This window comes from Streptomyces sp. NPDC005435 (genome assembly GCF_040703155.1).
Taxonomy (GTDB): Bacteria; Actinomycetota; Actinomycetes; order Streptomycetales; family Streptomycetaceae; genus Streptomyces.
The window spans coordinates 86,280-105,588 of record NZ_JBEXEQ010000003.1; the positions used below are offsets into that span (position 1 = coordinate 86,280).

Here is a 19,309-nt window from a genome sequence, read left to right on the forward strand (position 1 = left end):
CGGTCGCCGGGTGAGTGCGTAGCCGTCGTCGAAGTCTCATGCGGGTCTTTCGACTGCGGGAAGGGCGGCTTTTAGAGCGTGGCCGTCCATCCGTCCCGCGCCAGCGTGGTCTCGTCGTCGGGCGTGACGGTGACCTTCGCCCCGTAGACCGGAAGCTGGCCGGTCTCCACCCAACGCCGGCGGATCTGGTCGAGGATGTCGTACAAGCGACGCGGGCCGCCTTGGTGAACGGTCGCCGTGCGCTCGCCGGGGGTGGTGCGGGCGCGGGCCCAGGAGCCGTCGGGGTGCAGCATCCAGGTCATGCGGGCGCCGTCGTCGGTGCCGTTGCGGTGCTCGATGCCGGGTGCGGTCAGGGAGAGCATGGACCACACCTCCCAGGCCTGCGTCACGTCGAGGACGGGGAACGGCGACGTGGTGACCTCGCCGTCGTCGGTAGTCGCCGTGGTGAACAGGTCGTTCAGCGGGGGCGGGTAGTCGGCGCCGGTGCGGGTGGTCATGAACGCCGCCCGGTCCCATTCGACCCGGCCGGACGCGCCGCCGTCCGGGGTCTTGTCGGCGGTGACGATCAGGCCGGTGTCCGCGAGAGTGGTCACCAGGCGGCCGCCCGGTGCGAGGGCCTGGAGCCAGGTGGCGGGGATGCGGGGCACGGACACCATGGACACGATCCGGTCGAAGACACCGGGGAGTTCACCGGTCGCGTCACCGGTGCGTACCTCCGGGTGCCGGCCGATGTGGTCGAGGCGGTCGGCGGCGGCTTCGGTGAGGTACGGGTCGATGTCCATGGTGGTCACCCGTTCGTCACCGATGAGGTGGCAGGCGAGGGCGGCGCTGTAGCCGGAGCCGGTGGCCAGGTCGAGCAGACGGTTGCCCGGCGTGACGCGGCCGTGTTCGAGCATCGAGACGACCAGACCGGGCAGCGTGGACGACGACGTAGGGTGTCCGGTCGTCACGTGCCCGCCGGGGATGTGGTCGGCGTGCGTGGGCCCGACGCGGGTGACGAGCGTGGTGTCCGAGTACACGGCCTTCACCCACGTCTCCTCGTCGGCGGGACCGTCCACGGTGGTCCAGCCGCCTCCACCCGGCACGAACCAGCGCGGGACGAAGACGTGGCGCGGGGTCTCGGTGACCGGTGCCCACCAGTGCGAGGAGGGATGGGCGGCCTCGGCCGCGAGGTTGGCGGCGTACGGCTTCCAGTCCACGTGCATCAGCTGACTCCTTGCAGCTCGTCGGCGAGCGCCTGGACGATCGGCAGGCCGGTCTCGGCCTGGATCCAGTCCCATTGCCCGCAGGGGTTGACCTCCAGGAACGTCCACGAAGTCGGCCGCGCCGTAAGCCGGTTTGAGTCGGCGCATGAGGCGGCCCATCCCGGCGGCCACGTTATTTTCACTTCTGCCAGTGGAGGCTCTGGCCTTCGGGCGTGACGCGGACTGTGGCGTCCTCAATGGCGGGTGTTCCGGCGGCGTGCCATCTGCCGAGCTGTTCCTCGATCGCGTCCCACGGGCGGGTGGGTCCGCTCTGACGGACGATCCACCGGTCCCTGTCCTGGTACAGAGAGGCCCACGACTCGCTCTCGACGTCGAGCAGGACATCCTCGGTGCGCCCGTCGACCTGTAGGGCCAGGCGCTGGACCGAGGGCGCACCGAACTGCGCGATGAAGCGCGTCGTCCAGTCGGCCAGGACATCCGCGCCGACCAACGCCTCCCGCTCTTCGCCCCCGCTGAGGTCCGGGAGCAGGCCGAGCGGCGGGGGCGTGTGGGGGCGGGCGAGCATGAACTCGACCTGGCCGCCGAGGACGGGGCCCTGCGCGGTGCCGTCGTCGTGAACTGTGAGGCGCACCAGGTCGGAGGCGCCGAGCCAACCGCCGACAGTCGTAAGGATCTCGCCGCCGGGCCGTGTCTGCCGGAGCCACTCGGCGGGGACCGTGCGCACTCCGCATGTCGCGATGATCCGGTCGTACGGTGCGGACGCGGCGTATCCCTCAAGGCCGTCGCCCGTCACCAGGAGGGGCCAAGTGCCGTGCTGCGCGAGGGCGCGACGGGCCCGAGAAGCGACGTCCTCGTCGTACTCCACGGAGGTCACGTTGTCCTCGCCCAGGCGCGCGGCGAGGACGGCGGTGGAATAGCCGGTGCCCGTTCCGATCTCCAGGACGCGCATTCCCGGTCCGACGTGGAGGGCTTCGAGCATCCGCAGGACCAGGGAGGGCAGCGTGCTTGAGCTCGTGGGCTGCCGCGTGATCGTGCCCTGGACGTCCTCGGGCCGGATGGTGCCGGCGATCTGGGTCACGAGGGACTGGTCGGCGTAGCAGCCGGCGAGCCACTCCTCGTCGGTTTCCAAGACGGGGGCCCAAGCCGTCGGGGAGGTGCCGGGGACCGGCCGGAAGTACCCGCCGCGGAGGAACTCGTGACGGTGGACGGCCGCGGCGGCCTTCTTCCACGGTTCCGTTCGCACGGCGCCGCTGTGCGTCATGCTGTTGATGAGCTGCTGCTGCAGAGCGTCGAGTGTGATCACGATGTCGTCTCCAGGAGGTCGGCCAAGGCCGAGAGCATGGGCAGGCCGGTCGCTTCCTCCGGCCAGTACCACTGGCCGGACGGGTTGCATTCCAGGAACCACCATCGCCCGTCCTCGCCGACGCAGAAGTCCAAAGCAGATCGTCAGTTTCCTGCGGTACGGCGATGCCTCCCCCAGTCACGGTGGCGCGTCTCACATCCGTGATCGTAGAGCCGCTGGCGCGGTACCGAGGACCGGAATCCGGTCCCTACGCGGTGAGGACTCCCACCTGCACCGCCAGCTCGGCCGCGCGCCGCCGCCGTGACGCCTGTTTCGACTCGACCTCTTCACGGATGAGGGCGCGGGCGTAGCCGTTGTACCGGATCGTCTCCAGCGCCGCCTTGTACGCCTCCTCCAGCGTGGCGATCGCGACGTCCGGTTGCCCGTCGAGCTGGTAGCCGCGCGCTTCCTCGATCCGGTGACGTGCTTGACGCGGCCGCGAGGGGATCGTCAGCTCGTCCGCGCGGGCAGCCTGCCGGACGGCCTCGCCACCCTGGTGCAGCTCTACAGCAGTGGTGACAGCGTGCGCGCCCATGACCGCCCGCGAGAACGAGGTGACGGGGTGGTAGTAGTCGGCGGGCAGACGCTTGGCCACATCGTTGGCCTTGTCCCAGTGCCTCCACGCAGTCCCGGTGTCCCGACGCCGGGCGGCGGTGTAGCCAAGCTCGAACTCCAAGGCGCCTGCGATGGCGAGGACGTCATCGTCTGCGTCAGGAAGCAGGGGACGCAGGTAGCCGAGCGCCTGCTCGTTGATGGCGTCGGCGGCGTCGAAGTGGCGGCGCCCGGAATCACGGTGTGCTTGCCCGGGGAGCCACGCGGCGACGCCAATGGCGTGCGGGTCGTCGGACCCCTGCGCAGCGATCATGCCGCGCTCAGCCACCCGCCACAGCAGGGCGGCGTCGGGCTGGTAAGAGAGGAAGAACTGGGCCAGGGAGTAAGTCTGGGCAAGGAGCGCCTGCGCCGCACGCCGGTCCGCCGTGCTATCGGCGTGCCGGGCGAGGACCTGAGCATCCCGGATCAGCCCGGGGAGCAAGGCACCAATCACTTCACGGTGGTTGGGAGCCTGATGCCGTGCCTTCCAGGCCGCTCGCAGCCGGGCCTCGAGATGGGGGACGCGCGGCGGCTCCGTGCTCGTTCCGACGGAGAGACTGTCGATGGCCGCCTTGACGGCGGCGAGCCGGGGATGGCCGGGCCCGACGAAGAGATCCACGTGCGTGTCCGGTAGTCCAGTGAGGTCGGCAAGGTCACGGACTCGCAGCGCTTCCGCGATCCGCATCACTCCACTCTGAACAGCTCGCACTGCCAGAGTAGGGGCGGGGCCCTTTTCTGTGGGTGCCTTCCGCTTCACGTCACCACCTGGACATCACGAAGCGGCTCTGTCCTCCCCCGGCGGAGCCGTACGTGCAGTGGGCGCGGATCGAGCCATTGTTGCCAGACCGGACGCCGCGGCGGGGCGGCCGGTCGCGGGATCACCGTGAGGTGATCGATGCGATTGCCTGGAAGTTCCAGACCGGATCGCAGTGGGTCCACCTTCCCGAGAAGTACGGGAACTGGGGGCGTCTACAACCGGTTGCGGATGTGGGCCTTTGACGGCACCTGGGAGCGGGTGTTCACCGCGCTGATCGCGCAGGCCGATGCCGAGGAGGATCTCGGTCGGGCCGTCTCGGTCGACTCCACTATCGTGCGCGCTCACCAGCACGCAGCCGGGGCCCGTAAAAAAGGACACCGGCCGGCGAACCCGATGACGATTCCATCGGACGGTCTCGCGGTGGACTGACTACGAAGGTCCACTTCGCCTCCGATGCCCACTGTCGGCCGCTGGCCTTCGTGCTCACCGCCGGACAGGCCGGCGACGCGCCCGTCTTCCCTCACGTCATGGGCCGCCTCCGCGTCCCTCGGCAGCGAGGACGTCCCCGGACCAGGCCGGACGTGGTCCTGGCCGACAAGGCGTACTCTTCACGCGCGATCCGTGAGCCGCCCGCCTTCGACCGCGAGGCGTACAAGCAGCGCAACACCGTTGAACGCTGCATCAACCGCCTGAAGCAGTGGCGGGGCATCGCCACCCGTTACGAGAAGACCGCAACCGTCTACCGGCCGGACTCTACGTCGCGGGCAGCTTTCTTTGGTCTGCCAGGCCAACGGCTCAGGAGCAGGAGCGAAGCGCATCGTCCCAGGCGCCAGGGCTGCGGTAGTGGTTCTTGTGCCCGGCGGCGAGTACGTGGCGCAGTTCGGCAAGGTGCTGGGTGTTCGTGGGGAGATCCAGCTGGGCGAGGAAGGTTAGTGCGGCAGTCGGCTCCAGGTCGCCGTAGACGTCGTGGAAGCTCGCCAGGAGGCTGCGGAAGAGGGCCGAGTGCAGGGCGGAAAGTCGCATGGCGGTGCGATACGTCATCTCCTTCACCGTCCAGCGCACCGGGCCCGAGCACTCCAGAACCCGACGAGCTCGGCGGAGCAGGGACTCCGATTGCTCAGATACCCCCCGGTCGATGTCGTTACCGAGAACCTCGGCGAAGGCCGTCGCGGACGTGGCGTAGTCCTCGAACCAGTCCGTCCACAGCGAGTAGGTGACGGCCTCAGCGTCCCGGTCCGCCTCCAGCCGCTGACGCTAGCCGTCCCACAGCACGTCGGCCGGCAGGGGACCCCCCGCCCCCGCGCTCGCGAACCGGATCTCGCACGTGACCCAGTGCTCGTCGAGGAGGTCCAGCAGCCCGAAAGCCAACCTCACCTGGTCGGCTGCATCCAGGTCTTCGGCAAACACATCAGCGGTCCAGGAGTGCGCTACCTCGTTGGCGGTGAGCAACGCGTCCGGCTTCTCGTCGCTCACCCACCCGTCACGCACCTGGCTGACACCCTGATCAGCCAGCCAGCCAGCCAGCCAGCCAGCCAGCCAGCCAGCCAGCCAACGCCGCGCTGCCTCCTCGGCTTGCATCTCCACTCGGGAAGTATGCGCCAACGATCTGCGCACCGGCGGCAAGCCGGGAACGCACCACCGACTCCGCCAACTGGGCGGCCTGGTCGCGGGTTTCTGTAGCTGTCGAGACCTGTACGTAGTCAGCCATTCCGCGAGCGTAGCCGCCCTGCAGAGACAGAAAAAAAGCTCCGCCCTCCGGTGTGGAGGGCGGGGCCAGTTCACAGCCGCCAGGGGCTCAACTCCAGCTTCAAGTGAGACTTCCCTGAGCTCCCAGACGATCATTGAGGGCGTCAGTGAAGCCAGAGGACGCGAGAGAAGGTCTACCTCGCTGCGTCGATCAGCCGGACCTACTGCCAGGGCATGGAGGCCGGCCGCGAGAATCCCAGGCTGGAGAAGCTGCCACGTGTCGCGCGGGCTGTCGGTGTACCTCTGTCAGAGGTGGTCGGCTGAATCACAGGTTCGATCGGGGAGGCGCCGCTCGCGTGCTACGGGGAGCACGTGAGCGGCGCCGGTGTCAGAGGACCCAGGAGTTCTTCGGACGATCCAGCCACGCATCCTGGCCGTACACGGTGACGGTGAGCCCGAACCGCTCGTAGCCCGGTTCGCCGGCCGCTCGCCACCAGGCAATCGCGTCCGCCACCTCGTCCCACAGCCTGCGGGGCCCGGACTGCCACACGGTGGCCTCCGCCTCGCCGTCACGGAACATGACGCAGGCCCAGGACCGGTCGGTCAGACCGTAGAACCACACCGGCCTGTCGCCGCCGCGCTTGTCCGACGCCTGGTGGTGGCAGTTCCGCACCCGCAGCCCCACGGCGAACCGTGTGACGGCGAACCGGCCGTCGCCGAGCAGCTGCTCCTCGGTGATGGCCGTGGTGGAGCGGTCGGCGGCGCCCACCCCGTTGGGCACGTAGGCGGCGTGACCGACGAACGGGGACCGCTGGGACCGCAGCTTCATGAACTCCACGGGCCCCAGGAAGCGGCCCTCGGCGCGGCCGCCGTCCTCGCTCCGGCGGAGCCGTACGAGGGCGTCTCCGTTGCCGAAGTGCGTCCCCCACGGCGCGAAAATGATCCCGCCCTCCCGCGCCTGGAGGAGCCACTCCCGGGGAATTTGCCGGACCCCGGCGGTGGAGACGATCCGGTCGTACGGGGCGCCTGCCTCGTCGCCTTCCGTGCCGTCCCGGGTGAGGACCTGGCCGAGCAGCCCCTGCTCCCGCAGACGTTCACGGGCGGCGTCGGCCACCGTTGCGTCGACCTCGATGCTCACCACGTTGTCCGTGCCGAGCCGGTGGGCGAGGAGCCCCGCGTTCCAGCCGGTCCCGGTGCCGATCTCCAGCACCCGGTGCCCGGGTTCGACCTCGAGGGCCGCCAGCATCCGGAAGACGACCGAGGGCATGGACGCCGACGACGTCGGCACCGTGCCCTGTTCCCGGCGCACGCTGTCCTGCTCGTCGCCCACGCCGTCGTCCCACTGGGTGACGATCGGCACGTCGGCGTTGGCGTACGACATCCACCGGTCCGGTTCGTCGCGCCGGTCGACGGTGACGGTGGCCCCGGTGTCCATGTCGTGCGGCCACATGAGGTCGGGCAGGAAGGCCGAGCGGGGCACGGCGGCGAACGCCGGGAGCCAGTCGGCCGACATGTGCTTGCGTTCCAGAAGGGAGCGGCCCAGCTCGGACCGCCCCTCCTCCACTCCGGTGAGTGTCATCTCAGCGGATGTACCGCGGGCCGCCGTCGGGGGACGGGGGCTCCTCCGGGCCCGGCCACGGCTCGCCGGGCAGGCTGTCCCCGCCGTCGCCTCCGCCTCCGGCCATCCGCCAGGTGAGCGTTTCCTCCATCGCATTCTCCTTCGGTGTGTTCATCGTCCGTGCCGCCAGCCCGGGTTGGGAAGGTGGCGCCCCGGTCCTCCAGGTGATGTCGCCGGAGGACCGGGAGTCTGTGAGCCCCCGTCGGAGGGGAGCATGGGCGGCGTCGCCCCGAAGCGGCCGCGGGGGGGCCTCCCGGCAACGGGGCACAACGGTGACCGTCAGGACCGGCGGCCGCGCAGGATGAGGTTGAAGACGTGCTCGCGGGAGCAGAGGTCGTAGCGGTATCGCGGTGGCGCGATCCAGTACGGGATGGGTGGGCTGGTTCTCGTGAGGGCGGGTACGGTCAGGTAGTGGCCCGGGCCCAGGTACGGGGTGCTGGTGAGGAAGTCGGGCCAGTAGGTGAGCGGCCGCCAGGGGACCAGCGCCCAGTAGGTCCGCCGGCGGGCGAACGCTCCGGCGATGAGCGGGCCGCGCAGGGTGTCGCGGGCGACGGTGGCGAGTACCTGGTCGTCGTCGCTGTCCACGGCGGCGTGCAGGATGCCGGCGGGGATGCGCACCGCCGCGATACGCCCGCCCAGGGGCAGCAGCGCGCTACCGTACTTGGCCCAGTTGCCGAGCACTCCGTGCGGCTGCGTGTGCGTGCCGGACAGCCAGGAGATGACCGCCTCGGGCGGGTCAGGCTCAGAGCGGACGTAGGGCGCCCCGCCGAGCGGCGACAGGAACGGCGGCACGGGCAGATCGTCAGTTTCCTGCGGCACGGCGATGCCTCTCCTAGTCACGGTGGCGCGTCTCACATCCGTGACCGTAGGGCCGCTGGTGCAGTCCAAGGGGTAGGAACCGTACCCCCTCGTCCGGGGGTACGGTTCCTACCCCTTACGCGATCACACGGGGATGCTCAGCTCTCGGGCCAGGGCCGCGGCGTCCTCGCGGATCATCCGGGGCCCGGTCTTCGCGAGTCCCGGCAGGACGGCCCTCGTGTGCAGGTTGTACTGCACTGTCTCCGGGGATTCCTGGTATGCCTTCGTCAGATAGCCCAGCGCGGCGGCGCCTTCCCCGAGGAGGTTGTGGGCGCGGGCTGTTTCGATCAAGTGGTAGGAGCGCCGGGTGGCGGACGGGATCGACGCGAGGTCGAGGGTGCTTGCGGCTTCAAGCGCGGCGACGGGCTGGACGAGATGGTTGTGCATGGTGATCGCGTAGCCCTGGACGATGCCCTTCCCGAAGATCAGCCACGGGTGCGTGTAGTCCCCGAGCTGCTTGGATGCCTTGTCCGCCTTGTCCCAGTAGCGTTTCGCGTCTCCGGCCTGTCCCGTCTTCGCGTAGGACAGAGCGGCCGCCAGGTGGAGCAGGCCGCGCCTGGCGATGTGTCCCGGGTCATCGTCTGCCGGCAGCAGAGACACCGCCTGCTCGGCGGCTTCCACCCGGGCCTCCACGGCATCCCCCGCGTCCCGGTGGATGTGCCCGAGGTACCAGACCGCCGTCGCGATCGCGCGCGGGCTGTCGGCTTCCTGAGCGGCTGTCATCGCCCGGTCCCCGGTCAGCGTGACCAGGCTGGGGACCGGCTGGAAGGCGAGGAAGAGTTGGGCCAGATGGTAGGTCTCCGCGAGCGCCACCAGAGCACGCCTTCGGTCGGTGCCGTCCAGGGTGCGCGCGGCGTGCTGGCAGTCAGCCAGGAGCGCTGGCAGCAGCGCGACGATCTGGCTGCGGTTCTCCCCCGCCGCGTGCCACAGCCTCCACGCGCTTCTCAGCCGGGCGTTGAGCACCGCGACAGGCTCCGGTGGCGTGTCGATGGGGGTGATCTGATACCGGGTGAGGGCGGCCTTCATCACGGGGAGCGCCTTGTGTTCCTGCTTGGTGTACGAAGCGGCGGCGATCCGGTCGTCCCCGGTCAACTCGGTGATGTCATCAACCCCGAGGACCTGCGCCAGGCGCAGCAGCTTCGGCAGTGCAGGCATCCCGATGCGGCCGGTCTCAATCGCCTTGACCCATTCCACGCTGTGCCCCATGACGTCGGCAACGTAGGCGCGTGTACGGCCGGTTCGCTCGCGGGCGCGCTGGACACGTTTCCCGAATGGGAGTGTTGCCAGGACATCAGCGGTCAGTGTCTCGCCCGGGGTGGCATCAGATGACAAGGTCTCGCCCCTCCACTCTGAACAGCTCGCACTGCCAGAGTAGGGGCGGGGCCCTTTTCTGTGGGAGCGAGCCGCATACGCGCATGCCGTCGCGGGCGACGCGGCCGCCACCGAGGAGGCGCTCGCCGCAGCCTGCGGCGCGCTCGCGGCGGATGACGCCGACACTCCGCAGCCACACTGGTCGTCGTGGGTCACCCCCGTCGAGCTGGACATCATGGCGTGCCGCTGCTGGACGGAGCTCCGCCGCCCCCTGCGCGGTCTTGCCGCGTTCGATGACGAGCACGCGCGGGACAAGGCTCTCTACTCCACATGGCTGGCGGAGGCCTACGCGACGGCCGGGGAAGTCGAAGAGGCGGCCCGGGTCGCGGCCCGGGCCGCAGACCTCGCCGACGGCGTGGCTTCCGTCCGGCCGCAACAGCGGATCCGGCACGTCGTGTCCGCCCTCGCTCTCGAGCACGCCGCCGTCCCAGCGGTCGCCGAACTCGCCGAGCGCACCACCTAGTCGGCGGCCGTGTACTTCTCGATCCACTCCAGGCACGCGGCCGCTCCCGCGACAATCGGTACGGCGCACACCTCCGGGTTCTGCCACGGATGGTGCTCAAGCAGATGGGCCTCCAGCTCCGGGTACCGGGCGGCCGTCGTCGTGAGCAGGAGCCTGTACTCCTCGCCAGTGCCGAACTCGCCGTTGTGCCAGAACACGCTGGTAACTGGGCCAACGATCTGCGCACCGGCGGCAAGCCGGGAACGCACCACCGACTCCGCCAACTTGGCGGCCTGGTCGCGGGTTTCTGTAGCTGTCGAGACCTGTACGTAGTCAGCCATTCCGCGAGCGTAGCCGCCCTGCAGAGACAGAAAAGAAGCCCCGCCCTCCGGTGTGGAGAGCGGGGCCAGTTCACAGCCGCCAGGGGCTCAACTCCAGCTTCAAGTGAGACTTCCCTGAGCTCCCAGACGATCCTTGCGGGCGTCAGTGAAGCCAGAGGGCGAACGCCCAGGTCAGGCGTACGTGTAGAAGCCCGACCCCGTCTTGCGGCCCAGGCGGCCCGCCTCGACCATGCGCTGGAGCAGCGGGGGAGCGGCGTAGAGGGGCTCCTTGTATTCGGTATACATCGAGTTGGCGATGGAGACGATCGTGTCCAGGCCGATGAGGTCGGAGAGCTTGAGGGGGCCCATGGGGTGGGCGCAGCCCATCTCCATGCCGTTGTCGATGTCCTCGCGGCTGGCGATGCCGGACTCGAACATGCGGATCGCGGAGAGGAGGTACGGCACGAGGAGCGCGTTGACCACGAAGCCGGAGCGGTCCTGGGCGCGGATCGCGTGCTTGCCGAGGACCTTCTCGGCGAAGAGCTGGGCGCGGCTCAGGGTGCCCTCGGACGTGGTGAGCGCCGGGATCAGTTCGACCAGGCTCTGCACGGGCGCGGGGTTGAAGAAGTGGATGCCGATCACGTGGTCCGGGCGGGACGTGGCGACCGCCAGCTTCACCAGCGGGATCGAGGAGGTGTTGGAGGCGAGGATCGCGTCCGGGCGGGTCACCACCTGGTCGAGCACGCGGAAGATCTCCGTCTTCACCTGCTCGTTCTCCACGACGGCCTCGATCACGAGGTCGCGGTCCGCGAACTCGCCGAGGTCGGTCGTGAAGCTCAGCCGCGCCTGCGACGCGTCCCGCTCCTCCTCGCTGATCTTGCCCCGCTCGGCGGCCTTGGCCAGGGAGTTGTGCAGCCGGGTCCGGCCGATCTCCAGGGCGTCGCCCGTGGTCTCCGCGACCTTCACGTCCAGGCCCGCCCGGGCGCACACCTCCGCGATGCCCGCGCCCATCTGGCCGCAGCCCACGACTCCGACGCGCGAGATGTCTCCGGCTCGGAAGTCCGTCACATCGTCCCCTTCGCTGGTTCTTGACTCTCGCAGGGCCTCCGGAATCGGTGCCTGCTCCGAGCGTGCACGTTACCGCCAAGTATCGATGATCGATCGACGGGGTAGGGGCAAGCCGTACCGTCGGGACGGTCCGTCATGGGGCGGATTCGGAGCGTGTGGGGGTGGACATGGTGATTCGCACGGAGTCCGATCGCGGGTCCGAGGCCGGTTCCGGGCCCGAGTCCGGGGCCGGTTCCGGGGCCGGTTCCGAGCCCGGCCCCGGGGGCCACTCGCGGGCCTCCGCCGTCTCGCGCAGAGCGTTCACGCTGGGCGCCGTCACCGCCCTCGCGGCGGCCCAGGGCGTCCAGTCGGCCCAGGCCCTCGTACCCCACGCCCGGCCGCCGCACCCCACCCGCCGCACCGAGATGCGCGGCGTCTGGCTCGCCACCGTCGCCAACCGCGACTGGCCCTCCCGCCCGGGTCTGCCGCCCGACGAGCAGCGCGCGGAGCTGACCGCCCACCTCGACCGGGCCGTACGGGACCGTCTGAACACCGTGATCTTCCAGGTACGGCCCACCGCCGACGCGCTGTGGCCCTCGCCGTACGAGCCCTGGTCCGAATATCTGACCGGCGCCCAGGGCGCCGACCCCGGCTGGAACCCGCTGGCCACGGCGGTGGAGGAGGCCCACGCGCGCGGCCTGGAGCTGCACGCGTGGTTCAACCCGTACCGCGTCGCCAACCACACCGACCCCACCCGCCTGGTCCCCTGGCACCCGGCCCGCAGACACCCCGACTGGACCGTCACCTACGGCGGGAAGCTCTACTACAACCCCGGACTGCCGGAGGTACGGCACTTCGTCCAGAGGGCCATGCTCGACGCCGTACGCCGCTACCCCGTCGACGCCGTGCACTTCGACGACTACTTCTACCCGTACCCGGTGGCCGGCGAGACCTTCGACGACGACGCGGCGTACGCGGAACACGGCGCGGGCTTCCCCATCCGCGCCGACTGGCGGCGCGCCAACATCGACAAGCTGATCCGCGAGATGGCCGCCGGCATCCGGCGCGTACGCCCCTCCGCCCGCTTCGGGATCAGCCCCTTCGGGGTGTGGCGCAACGCGGCCACCGACCCGCGCGGCTCGGACACCACGGCGGGCGTGCAGACGTACGACGACCTGTGCGCGGACACCAGGAAATGGGTGCGCGAGGGGTGGATCGACTACATCGTCCCGCAGGTGTACTGGAACATCGGCTTCGCGGCCGCCGACTACGCGAAGCTCGTCGACTGGTGGGCCCGGCAGGCGGACGGCAGCCGCACCCGGCTCCACATCGGCGAGGCGCTGTACAAGGCGGGCGCCGCCGGACAGCCCCCGGCCTGGCAGGACCCGTCCGAGCTGTCCCGGCACCTCACGCTGGCGGCGGGGTATCCGCAGGTGCGCGGCCATGTCTTCTTCGCCGCCCAGGACGTGGCCCGCGACCCCCTGGGGGCGATGGCACGGGTGGTCGCCGACCATTACCGGCGGCCGGCGAGACCCCCGCGCTGAACCCACCCGGGTCCGCCCGCCGCGCTGAACCCGCCCGGGTCCGCCCGCCGCGCTGAACCCGCCCGGGTCCGCCCGCCGCGTCCCGCTCTACTTCTGTTCGTCCTCGGGGTGCTGGACCTGGCAGTCCGGGCCGGGCGACATGATGGCCTCGTGGCCGTCCTCGAAGCGGACGCGGTAGGGCGGTGCGCCCTCCTCGCCGATCACTTCCACCACTTCCGAGACCTGGTCGTGCTGTCCGACCACCCGCCCGTGCTGGACAAGGTGATCCCCCTTGTGCGCACGCATCTTCGGAACCCTCCTCACGGTCATGACCGTTGGGTGACGGCGATGCACACGAGCACGGCGAGCGCGGTCAGCGGAGCCGCCGCGGTGACGTGCTCGCCCAGTAGCAGTGCCGACCACACCAGTGTGAGCAGGGGCTGAGCCAACTGCAACTGGCTGGCCCGGGGGATGCCCACGGCCGCCATGCCCCGGTACCAGAGCACCAGGCCGAGGAACTGCGAGCCCAGCGCGACCCACAGCACGCCCGCCACCCCGTGCGCGGTGAGCCGTACCGGCTCGTGCCCGAGCGCCAGCGCCGCGCCCAGCGCGCTCAGCGGCAGGCACAGCACCAGCGCCCAGCCGATGACCTGCCAGCCGGGCATGACCCGGGCCAGCCTGCCGCCCTCGGTGTAACCGGCCGCGCACACCAGCAGGGCCGCGAAAAGGTAGGCGTCCGCCCTGGTCAGGGCGCCGCCGCTCTGGGTGATCGTGAACGCGACCACCGCCGCCGCGCCCGCCAGCGCCGCCGTCCAGAAGCGGCGCGAGGGCCGGGACCCGACGCGCAGCGCGGACATCGCGGCGGTCGTCAGCGGCAGCAGGCCCACGACGACGGCCGCGTGCGCGGTGGTGGAGGTCTGGAGCGCGAGCGTGGTCAGCAGTGGGAAGCCGAGCACCGTACCGGCCCCGACCACCGCGAGCCCCGGCAGATGGCGCCGGGCGGGCAGCGGCACCCGCAGGAACAGCAGACAGCCGCCCGCGACCAGCGCCGCGAGGACGCCCCGGACCGCCGTGAGCGACCAGGGGCCGAAGCTCTCCAGGCCCCAGGCGGTGGCGGGGAAGGTGAGGGAGAAGGCGACGACACCGAGGGCCGCGAGGCCGCTGCCCATGAGCCGGGGCTCGCGCGGCGCGGGCGTGGTGACCGTTATCGGGGTCGTGGCGGTAGCGCTACTCTGTGCTCTCATGAACGAGCGTAGCAGTGTGCGTGAGCTGGCGGAACAGCTGCGACGGGAGCTGAACCGCTACTCGCCCGGCGAGAAGCTGCCGTCCAGCCGGGCGCTGGTCGAACGCTTCCGGGTCAGCCCGGTGACCGTCTCGCGGGCGCTCGCCCAGCTCGCCGCCGAGGGGCTCGTCGTCACCCGGCCCGGCGCCGGCGCCTTCCGCGCCCGGCCGCACACCACACCCGCGCCCGCAGGGGACACCTCCTGGCAGGAGGTCGCGCTCAGCGCGGACGGCACCGGCGACGTCGTCCCCCGCACCGTGGACGCCTCCGGCGTCATGATCTCGCTGCCCGCCCCGCCGCCCGGCGTCCTGGAGCTGAGCGGCGGCTACCCGCACCCGGGCCTCCAGCCCGAGCAGGCCATGGCCGCCGCCCTCGCCCGCGCCGGACGGCGCCCCGGCGCCTGGGGCCGCCCGCCCCTGGAGGGGCTGCCCGAGCTGCGCGAATGGTTCGCGCGCGGCATCGGCGGCGCCGTCACCGCCGCCGAAGTGCTGATCGCGGCGGGCGGCCAGTCCGCGCTCGCCACCGCGCTGCGCGCCCTCGCCCCGGCCGGCGCCCCCGTCCTCGTCGAGTCGCCCACCTACCCCGGCATGCTGGACCTCGCCCGCGCCGCCGGGCTCAGGCCCGTACCGGTGCCGGTCGACCGCGACGGTGTACGCCCCGACCTGCTCGCCGACGCCTTCCGCGCCACCGGCGCCCGGGTGTTCGTCTGCCAGCCGCTCTTCCAGAACCCCACCGGCGCCGTCCTCGCCCCCGACCGCCGCGCCGAGGTGCTGCGCATCGCCCGCGCGTCGGGCGCCTTCGTCATCGAGGACGACTACGTACGCCGCCTCGCGCACGCCGACGCGCCCCCGCTGCCCCGCCCGCTCGCCGCCGACGACCCGGACGGCGTCGTCGTCCACGTCGGCTCGCTCACCAAGGCCACCTCGCCCAGCTTCCGGGTCGCCGCGCTCGCCGCGCGCGGCCCGGTCCTCGAACGGCTGCGCGCCATCCAGATCGTGGACAGCTTCTTCGTGCCCCGGCCGCTCCAGGAGGCGGCACTCGAACTCGTCGGCTCCCCGGCCTGGCCGCGCCATCTGCGGTCGCTCTCGGCCGAGTTGGCGGCACGACGGGAGGCGATGACCGGCGCGCTCGCGCTCCGGCTCCCCGAACTCACCGTGTCCCACATCCCGTTGGGCGGCTTCCACCTCTGGCTCCGGCTGCCCGAGGGGGTCACGGAACCGGCCCTGACCGCCGCCGCCCTGCGCGCGGGCGTCTCCGTCACCCCCGGACGCGCCTACTTCAGCGCGGAGCCCCCGGCGGCCCACATCCGGCTGAGCTTCGCGGCGGTCGCGGGGACGGGGGAGATCGCGGAGGGGGTACGGCGGCTGCGGGCGGCGTACGACGAAGTGGGCTGAAGCCGCGACGAAGTGGGCTGGAACCCCACAAGTCCCTTTTGGTGAAGGGAGGCTGACGCCCGGCGCGGCGGTGTTTTCCGGTCACTCCGCGTGGCGGGGGCCTGATCGCCCTTGACCGGTACCCGTCCTGGGCCCACCATCGGCCCATGCCACTTCGGGTGACGTTCGTCGCGGCCGCCCCCGGTTCCCCTTCGTACGCCGAGCGCTTCGGGGACGACCGGCCGCTCGACCAGGCCGGGTGGGACGAGGTGCAGCGGATGGTCGGGCACCTGCTCCCGCTGGCCGCCGCCGAGCTGCGCTACTGCTCCCCGACCCCGCGCAGCCGCGCCACCGGCGACGCCCTCGGGTACGCCCCGCTGGTCCAACTCGCCCTGCGCGACTGCGACATGGGCCGCTGGCGCGGGCTGACCCTGGGCGAGGCGATGGCGCGCGAGCCGCAGGCGGTGGACGCCTGGCTGACCGACCCGCGCTCCTCACCGCACGGCGGCGAATCCCTGCTGGCGTTCATCTCCCGCGTCGGCGGTTGGCTCGACACCCGCCCGGTGGACGAGTACGGCCGGATCGTCGCCGTCGCCGAGCCCGCCGTGATCCGCGCGGCCCTGGTGTACGCGCTGAAGGCGCCGCCCGCCACCTACTGGAACATCGACGTACGCCCGCTGTCCGCCACCACCGTCCTGGGCGGCTCGGGCCGCTGGAACCTCCACCTGGACGGGGTGTCCGCTCAGCCCTCGCGCACGTAGTCGGTGGTCAGCACCAGATCCTTCGCCGGACCGCCGACCCGCCACACCGAACGCCAGCGGTCGGCGTCCGTGACGGTGAACTCGCCCCGGTAGAAGTCGGCGGAGCAGGGGTGGCCCGCGAGGTAGTGCCCCGTCCGCAGATCCAGCTCGTGGAAGGGCCGCCCGTCGGCGAACCGTACGTCCGCCGTACCCGGCTCGTGCCCCGGCAGAAAACGCAGCGTGCGCGTCGCGGGCCGGGTCACGCCCTGCCAGGTGAACTCCCCGGACTCCTCGTGCAGCAGCCCGGGTCCGCCGTCCGGCAGGGGAGCGAAGAGGGTGGTGCCCTCGAAACGGCCGGTGTCCCCGCTCGCGAGGTCCCGCACCTCACGGGTCACGCGCCAGCGGCCGGCGAGGTGGGCCAGCACATCGGGTACGGGCAGGTGGTGGCCGTCCGCTCGCTCCGCCGCCGTGGCGCTTCCCGCATCCATGCCCCGAGCTTACGGCCGCCCGCCCCCGGCGTACCGCCCCGCCTCCTCCACCGGCAGCCACAGCTCGCAGTCGGCCCCGGTGCCGTCCTTGGTGGGCCGGACCCGCAGAATCTCCGGTCCGGGACGGCTCACGTACGGGTTGGACGGGAACCACTGCGTGAACACGTCCCGCCACAGCAGCTGCACCGCGTCCGGCATGGGCCCGGAGACGCCGAACACCGCCCAGGTGCCGGCCGGGACGGTCAGGCTCGCGAGGTGACCGGGCGCGGGGGCCGAGGTGACCACCCCGTGGTAGTAGTCCAGCTCCGTGCCCTCGGCCCGGCTCGGGTCCAGGTCGTCGCAGACCGCGACGACGCCCTCCGGCTCCTGGTCCGACAGCTTGGCCAGCCGCGCCAGTTCCTCCTTGTCGATCCCCCGGACGAAGTCGATGATCGCCTCGTTCGGCCCCAGGTGCACCAACGGCACCCGCGCCTTGAACCCGACCACGCCGAACTCCGGCTTCTTCACGATCCGATGCCGCATACCGCCGCTCCCTTCGATCACGAGGCGGAAGGACATCCGGGGCTGCGAACTGAGCGTGGCTCCGCTGCGGCGGGCCTCACCCGGCCCGACGCCGTGCATCGCGCGGAACGCCCGCGCGAACGCCTCACCCGAGCCGTAGCCGTACCGCACGGCGATGTCGAGCAGCGTCTCCCGCCCCGCGACCACCTCGGCCCCCGCCAGCGTGAGCCGCCTGCGCCGCACGTACTCCGACAACGGCATCCCCGCCAGCGCGGAGAACATCCGCCGCAGGTGATACACGGAGGTGGCCGCGATCCGCGCCAGCTCCTCGACGTCCACGGTCCCGTCGAGCCCCCGCTCGATCCGGTCCATCACCTGATTGAGCCGCTCCAGCACGTCCCGGTTCCTTCCTCTTGACATGGACGACGCTAGGCGGGGCGGGCGACCCCGGACCCGACTCTTGGTGCCCGATGATGTCGGGGCGCCGGTGACCGCTCGGGGGTGTGGGCGGAAGCGGCGGCCGGCAGCTCGTAGGTGTGCGCCGGGCTGTCCCGCCGGAGCCGGACGGCGACCACGGGCGCTAGCCTCTCCGGATGACTCCCACGCCCCCTCCGAAGGTCGTCACGCGCCACCGCGACGGACAGATCCGCGCCTACCGTCCGACGGCGGACCCGGACGTCTTCGGGCCGCTGGAGCCCGTGGTGGTCTTCCGGCCCCGGCCCGGCGACGAGGTCGTGGAGTCGGCGGTGCGCCCCGATCTGTCGCGAGCCGTCTACACGACCCTGAACGGCGTCGTCTGCCTCACCCGCGCCGGTGACCCGGTGTGGGCGTCGGACTTCGAGCCGCGCTCCGAGGAGCGCCATGGCCACCGCCCCGGCTGTGCCTTCTCCTGGACGGCCGGACGGTATGGGTCTACCGGCCGGACGCGATGGCGGGACGCGGGGGCTGCGACCAGTGGGTGGTGTACGACGCCGACAGCGGGGAGGTGCTCGCCCGCAGGCAGCTGGAGACGGTGGGGCACGGCGCCTTCCACCACGTACACCCCCTGGACGGCAGCGTCTACCTCGACATCGGCGAGGGCCAGGACGGCGTGGTCACCGTGCGCGGGACGCTCGGCGCCGACGGCGTACCGGAGTTCACGACCTACCCCTGGTCGGACCGCTGCCTGATCGGCCTCGCGCCTGGCGGGGAGCGGTTCATGTCCGTCGAACACGGCCAGACGGACGTCGCCTTCCACGCACACCCCGGCGGAGACGTCCTCCTGGCCCTCTCCGTCGAGGACTTCGGCTACGACCCGGAGGAGACGTTCGTGGAATGGTCCGGCGGCTACCTCACCCCGGACACGGCCGTCGTCACCCTGGGCGGCGAGACCGAGGACGGGGACGAGTGGTTCCGGCACCACCTGGTCGACGTGCGCACGGGCACGATCGGCGGCGAGATCACCACCGAGGTGTCCGACCCGTACGACCTGACCCCCCTGGGCGACGGCTCCTGGCTCGTCCCCGGCCCCGACGGCCATCCCGTCCGCCGGCCCCACGCCTGACGGGCGCACGAGGGCTTCGCGGACCGCACCGGAAAGGGCTTCGCGGACCTGGCCGGACCAGTCACGGCCCGACGGGAAGCACGAGCCCGCCCGTGAGCCGGAGGAGTTCACCTGCGGTGGTCGGGAAGACCGTGTGGGGCGTTCCGGCGGCGGCCCACAGCCGGGGGTAGTCGCCGAGAGCCGCGTCCACCACGGTGGGAAGCGTCCGGGGGTGGCCCACCGGAGCCACGCCCCCGATCGCCTGCCCGGTGGCCTCACGCACCTGCTCCGGAGTGGCACGCCGGAGCTTGCCGCGCCCCCACCGGTCGGCGAGCGCCGTGGTGTCCACCTTGTGCCGGCCGCTGGTCAGCACCAGAACGGGCTCGTCGTCGGAGATGAACACGAGGCTGTTGGCGATCGCGCCCACCTCGCAGCCGAGGGCCTCGGCGGCCTCGGCAGCCGTACGCGCGGAGGCGGCCAACTCGCGTACCCGGCCCTCGATTCCGGCCTCGGCGAGGACGCGGGCCACCTCCTTGCTGCGGGCGGGCAGGGATGTGCCTTCCTGGGGCGCCATGTGACTCCTTCGTGCAGCGTGAACCCTCGTTCGTTCCGTATACGGAACGTTCTGTGTATGGAACGATAG

The 19,309-nt window shown here is 71.5% G+C and carries 21 protein-coding genes and 3 pseudogenes; 7 read left to right on the forward strand and 17 right to left on the reverse strand.

The window, feature by feature from the left end:
- Positions 1-71: 71 nt before the first annotated feature.
- The 4 genes and pseudogenes from AB0898_RS05225 to AB0898_RS05240 all read right to left on the reverse strand — a co-directional run bounded on the left by AB0898_RS05225 (position 72) and on the right by AB0898_RS05240 (position 3,853).
- A complete protein-coding gene (locus AB0898_RS05225) occupies positions 72-1,205 on the reverse strand; it encodes a protein-L-isoaspartate(D-aspartate) O-methyltransferase (protein ID WP_366801464.1) in 1,134 nt (377 codons plus the stop codon).
- Positions 1,206-1,383: 178 nt separating this feature from the next.
- On the reverse strand, positions 1,384-2,508 hold the full coding sequence (gene tgmC, locus AB0898_RS05230) for an ATP-grasp peptide maturase system methyltransferase (protein WP_366801465.1): 1,125 nt from the start codon (positions 2,506-2,508) through the stop codon (positions 1,384-1,386).
- Positions 2,505-2,645 (reverse strand): annotated as a pseudogene (locus AB0898_RS05235) (ATP-grasp ribosomal peptide maturase); the annotation flags it as partial. The pseudogene AB0898_RS05235 and the gene tgmC, both read right to left, overlap by 4 nt.
- Positions 2,646-2,755: 110 nt before the next feature.
- Complete coding sequence (locus AB0898_RS05240) at positions 2,756-3,853, reverse strand: XRE family transcriptional regulator (RefSeq protein WP_366801670.1); 1,098 nt, start codon at positions 3,851-3,853, stop codon at positions 2,756-2,758.
- Positions 3,854-3,909: 56 nt separating this feature from the next.
- On the opposite strand from AB0898_RS05240, the pseudogene AB0898_RS05245 reads away from it, so the two are divergent.
- Positions 3,910-4,739: pseudogene (locus AB0898_RS05245) on the forward strand (IS5 family transposase).
- Here AB0898_RS05245 and AB0898_RS05250 read toward each other — a convergent pair.
- Entirely contained in the window at positions 4,691-4,936 is a 246-nt protein-coding gene (locus tag AB0898_RS05250; RefSeq protein WP_366801466.1) for a hypothetical protein, read from the reverse strand. The pseudogene AB0898_RS05245 and the gene AB0898_RS05250 overlap by 49 nt on opposite strands.
- Positions 4,937-5,149: 213 nt before the next feature.
- Positions 5,150-5,479 (reverse strand): hypothetical protein, encoded by a 330-nt coding sequence (locus tag AB0898_RS05255; protein ID WP_366801467.1) that lies wholly within the window; start codon positions 5,477-5,479, stop codon positions 5,150-5,152.
- A gap of 294 nt (positions 5,480-5,773) precedes the next feature.
- Here AB0898_RS05255 and AB0898_RS05260 point away from each other — a divergent pair.
- Positions 5,774-5,905, forward strand: a pseudogene (locus AB0898_RS05260) (helix-turn-helix domain-containing protein); the annotation flags it as partial.
- 64 nt (positions 5,906-5,969) lie between these two features.
- Here the strand turns inward: AB0898_RS05260 and AB0898_RS05265 are convergent.
- From AB0898_RS05265 to AB0898_RS05280, 4 genes are all read right to left on the reverse strand, one after another.
- On the reverse strand, positions 5,970-7,160 hold the full coding sequence (locus tag AB0898_RS05265; protein WP_366801468.1) for a methyltransferase domain-containing protein: 1,191 nt from the start codon (positions 7,158-7,160) through the stop codon (positions 5,970-5,972).
- 1 nt (position 7,161) lies between these two features.
- Positions 7,162-7,290, reverse strand: coding sequence for a hypothetical protein (locus AB0898_RS05270; RefSeq protein WP_366801469.1), 129 nt, complete (start codon positions 7,288-7,290; stop codon positions 7,162-7,164).
- 188 nt (positions 7,291-7,478) lie between these two features.
- On the reverse strand, positions 7,479-8,018 hold the full coding sequence (locus tag AB0898_RS05275; protein WP_366801470.1) for a hypothetical protein: 540 nt from the start codon (positions 8,016-8,018) through the stop codon (positions 7,479-7,481).
- Positions 8,019-8,141: 123 nt separating this feature from the next.
- Positions 8,142-9,389, reverse strand: a complete 1,248-nt coding sequence (locus tag AB0898_RS05280; protein WP_366801471.1) for a helix-turn-helix transcriptional regulator — start codon at positions 9,387-9,389, stop codon at positions 8,142-8,144.
- Positions 9,390-9,603: 214 nt separating this feature from the next.
- Here AB0898_RS05280 and AB0898_RS05285 point away from each other — a divergent pair, with 214 nt between their 5' ends.
- Positions 9,604-9,891 (forward strand): hypothetical protein, encoded by a 288-nt coding sequence (locus AB0898_RS05285; protein ID WP_366801472.1) that lies wholly within the window; start codon positions 9,604-9,606, stop codon positions 9,889-9,891.
- On the opposite strand, the gene cutA is transcribed toward AB0898_RS05285, so the two are convergent.
- Both cutA and AB0898_RS05295 read right to left on the reverse strand, forming a co-directional pair.
- Positions 9,888-10,211, reverse strand: a complete 324-nt coding sequence (cutA, locus tag AB0898_RS05290) for a divalent-cation tolerance protein CutA (RefSeq protein ID WP_366801473.1) — start codon at positions 10,209-10,211, stop codon at positions 9,888-9,890. The genes AB0898_RS05285 and cutA overlap by 4 nt on opposite strands.
- Positions 10,212-10,382: 171 nt before the next feature.
- A complete protein-coding gene (locus tag AB0898_RS05295; RefSeq protein ID WP_366801474.1) occupies positions 10,383-11,258 on the reverse strand; it encodes a 3-hydroxybutyryl-CoA dehydrogenase in 876 nt (291 codons plus the stop codon).
- 167 nt (positions 11,259-11,425) lie between these two features.
- Between AB0898_RS05295 and AB0898_RS05300 the strand changes: the two genes are divergently transcribed.
- Positions 11,426-12,781, forward strand: a complete 1,356-nt coding sequence (locus AB0898_RS05300) for a family 10 glycosylhydrolase (RefSeq protein WP_366801475.1) — start codon at positions 11,426-11,428, stop codon at positions 12,779-12,781.
- A gap of 87 nt (positions 12,782-12,868) precedes the next feature.
- On the opposite strand, the gene AB0898_RS05305 is transcribed toward AB0898_RS05300, so the two are convergent.
- Positions 12,869-13,066: a DUF1918 domain-containing protein gene (locus AB0898_RS05305; RefSeq protein ID WP_161181674.1), complete on the reverse strand. Its 198-nt coding sequence runs from the start codon at positions 13,064-13,066 to the stop codon at positions 12,869-12,871.
- A 20-nt stretch (positions 13,067-13,086) separates the two neighbouring features.
- Positions 13,087-14,004: a DMT family transporter gene (locus AB0898_RS05310; protein WP_366801476.1), complete on the reverse strand. Its 918-nt coding sequence runs from the start codon at positions 14,002-14,004 to the stop codon at positions 13,087-13,089.
- On the opposite strand from AB0898_RS05310, the gene AB0898_RS05315 reads away from it, so the two are divergent.
- Together AB0898_RS05315 and AB0898_RS05320 are read left to right on the forward strand one after the other, a co-directional pair.
- Complete coding sequence (locus AB0898_RS05315; RefSeq protein ID WP_366801477.1) at positions 14,003-15,436, forward strand: PLP-dependent aminotransferase family protein; 1,434 nt, start codon at positions 14,003-14,005, stop codon at positions 15,434-15,436. The two genes, AB0898_RS05310 and AB0898_RS05315, sit on opposite strands and share 2 nt — an antisense overlap.
- Before the next feature lie 146 nt (positions 15,437-15,582).
- Positions 15,583-16,176: a histidine phosphatase family protein gene (locus tag AB0898_RS05320; RefSeq protein WP_366801478.1), complete on the forward strand. Its 594-nt coding sequence runs from the start codon at positions 15,583-15,585 to the stop codon at positions 16,174-16,176.
- Here AB0898_RS05320 and AB0898_RS05325 read toward each other — a convergent pair.
- Positions 16,158-16,643 (reverse strand): DUF6314 family protein, encoded by a 486-nt coding sequence (locus AB0898_RS05325; protein WP_366801479.1) that lies wholly within the window; start codon positions 16,641-16,643, stop codon positions 16,158-16,160. The genes AB0898_RS05320 and AB0898_RS05325 overlap by 19 nt on opposite strands.
- A 9-nt stretch (positions 16,644-16,652) precedes the next feature.
- Complete coding sequence (locus AB0898_RS05330) at positions 16,653-17,540, reverse strand: AraC family transcriptional regulator (RefSeq protein ID WP_366801671.1); 888 nt, start codon at positions 17,538-17,540, stop codon at positions 16,653-16,655.
- A 532-nt stretch (positions 17,541-18,072) separates the two neighbouring features.
- Here AB0898_RS05330 and AB0898_RS05335 point away from each other — a divergent pair.
- Positions 18,073-18,687, forward strand: a complete 615-nt coding sequence (locus AB0898_RS05335) for a hypothetical protein (RefSeq protein ID WP_366801480.1) — start codon at positions 18,073-18,075, stop codon at positions 18,685-18,687.
- A 61-nt stretch (positions 18,688-18,748) separates the two neighbouring features.
- Here the strand turns inward: AB0898_RS05335 and AB0898_RS05340 are convergent, their stop codons facing one another.
- Positions 18,749-19,240 carry a YbaK/EbsC family protein gene (locus AB0898_RS05340; RefSeq protein ID WP_366801481.1) on the reverse strand — a complete coding sequence of 164 codons (492 nt, stop codon included), beginning with the start codon at positions 19,238-19,240 and terminating at the stop codon, positions 18,749-18,751.
- Between the last annotated feature and the right edge of the window lie 69 nt (positions 19,241-19,309).

What these genes read in the sequence shown, in the direction of transcription:
- AB0898_RS05265 (WP_366801468.1), bottom strand. Translation starts at nt 7,160, where the DNA reads ATGACACTCACCGGAGTGGAGGAGGGGCGGTCCGAGCTGGGCCGCTCC.
- AB0898_RS05225 (WP_366801464.1), bottom strand. Translation starts at nt 1,205, where the DNA reads ATGCACGTGGACTGGAAGCCGTACGCCGCCAACCTCGCGGCCGAGGCC.
- AB0898_RS05310 (WP_366801476.1), bottom strand. Translation starts at nt 14,004, where the DNA reads ATGAGAGCACAGAGTAGCGCTACCGCCACGACCCCGATAACGGTCACC.
- cutA (WP_366801473.1), bottom strand. Translation starts at nt 10,211, where the DNA reads ATGGCTGACTACGTACAGGTCTCGACAGCTACAGAAACCCGCGACCAG.
- AB0898_RS05325 (WP_366801479.1), bottom strand. Translation starts at nt 16,643, where the DNA reads ATGGATGCGGGAAGCGCCACGGCGGCGGAGCGAGCGGACGGCCACCAC.
- AB0898_RS05335 (WP_366801480.1), top strand. Translation starts at nt 18,073, where the DNA reads ATGGCGGGACGCGGGGGCTGCGACCAGTGGGTGGTGTACGACGCCGAC.
- AB0898_RS05340 (WP_366801481.1), bottom strand. Translation starts at nt 19,240, where the DNA reads ATGGCGCCCCAGGAAGGCACATCCCTGCCCGCCCGCAGCAAGGAGGTG.
- AB0898_RS05300 (WP_366801475.1), top strand. Translation starts at nt 11,426, where the DNA reads ATGGTGATTCGCACGGAGTCCGATCGCGGGTCCGAGGCCGGTTCCGGG.
- AB0898_RS05250 (WP_366801466.1), bottom strand. Translation starts at nt 4,936, where the DNA reads ATGACGTATCGCACCGCCATGCGACTTTCCGCCCTGCACTCGGCCCTC.
- AB0898_RS05270 (WP_366801469.1), bottom strand. Translation starts at nt 7,290, where the DNA reads ATGGAGGAAACGCTCACCTGGCGGATGGCCGGAGGCGGAGGCGACGGC.
- AB0898_RS05315 (WP_366801477.1), top strand. Translation starts at nt 14,003, where the DNA reads ATGAACGAGCGTAGCAGTGTGCGTGAGCTGGCGGAACAGCTGCGACGG.
- AB0898_RS05320 (WP_366801478.1), top strand. Translation starts at nt 15,583, where the DNA reads ATGCCACTTCGGGTGACGTTCGTCGCGGCCGCCCCCGGTTCCCCTTCG.
- AB0898_RS05285 (WP_366801472.1), top strand. Translation starts at nt 9,604, where the DNA reads ATGGCGTGCCGCTGCTGGACGGAGCTCCGCCGCCCCCTGCGCGGTCTT.
- AB0898_RS05305 (WP_161181674.1), bottom strand. Translation starts at nt 13,066, where the DNA reads ATGCGTGCGCACAAGGGGGATCACCTTGTCCAGCACGGGCGGGTGGTC.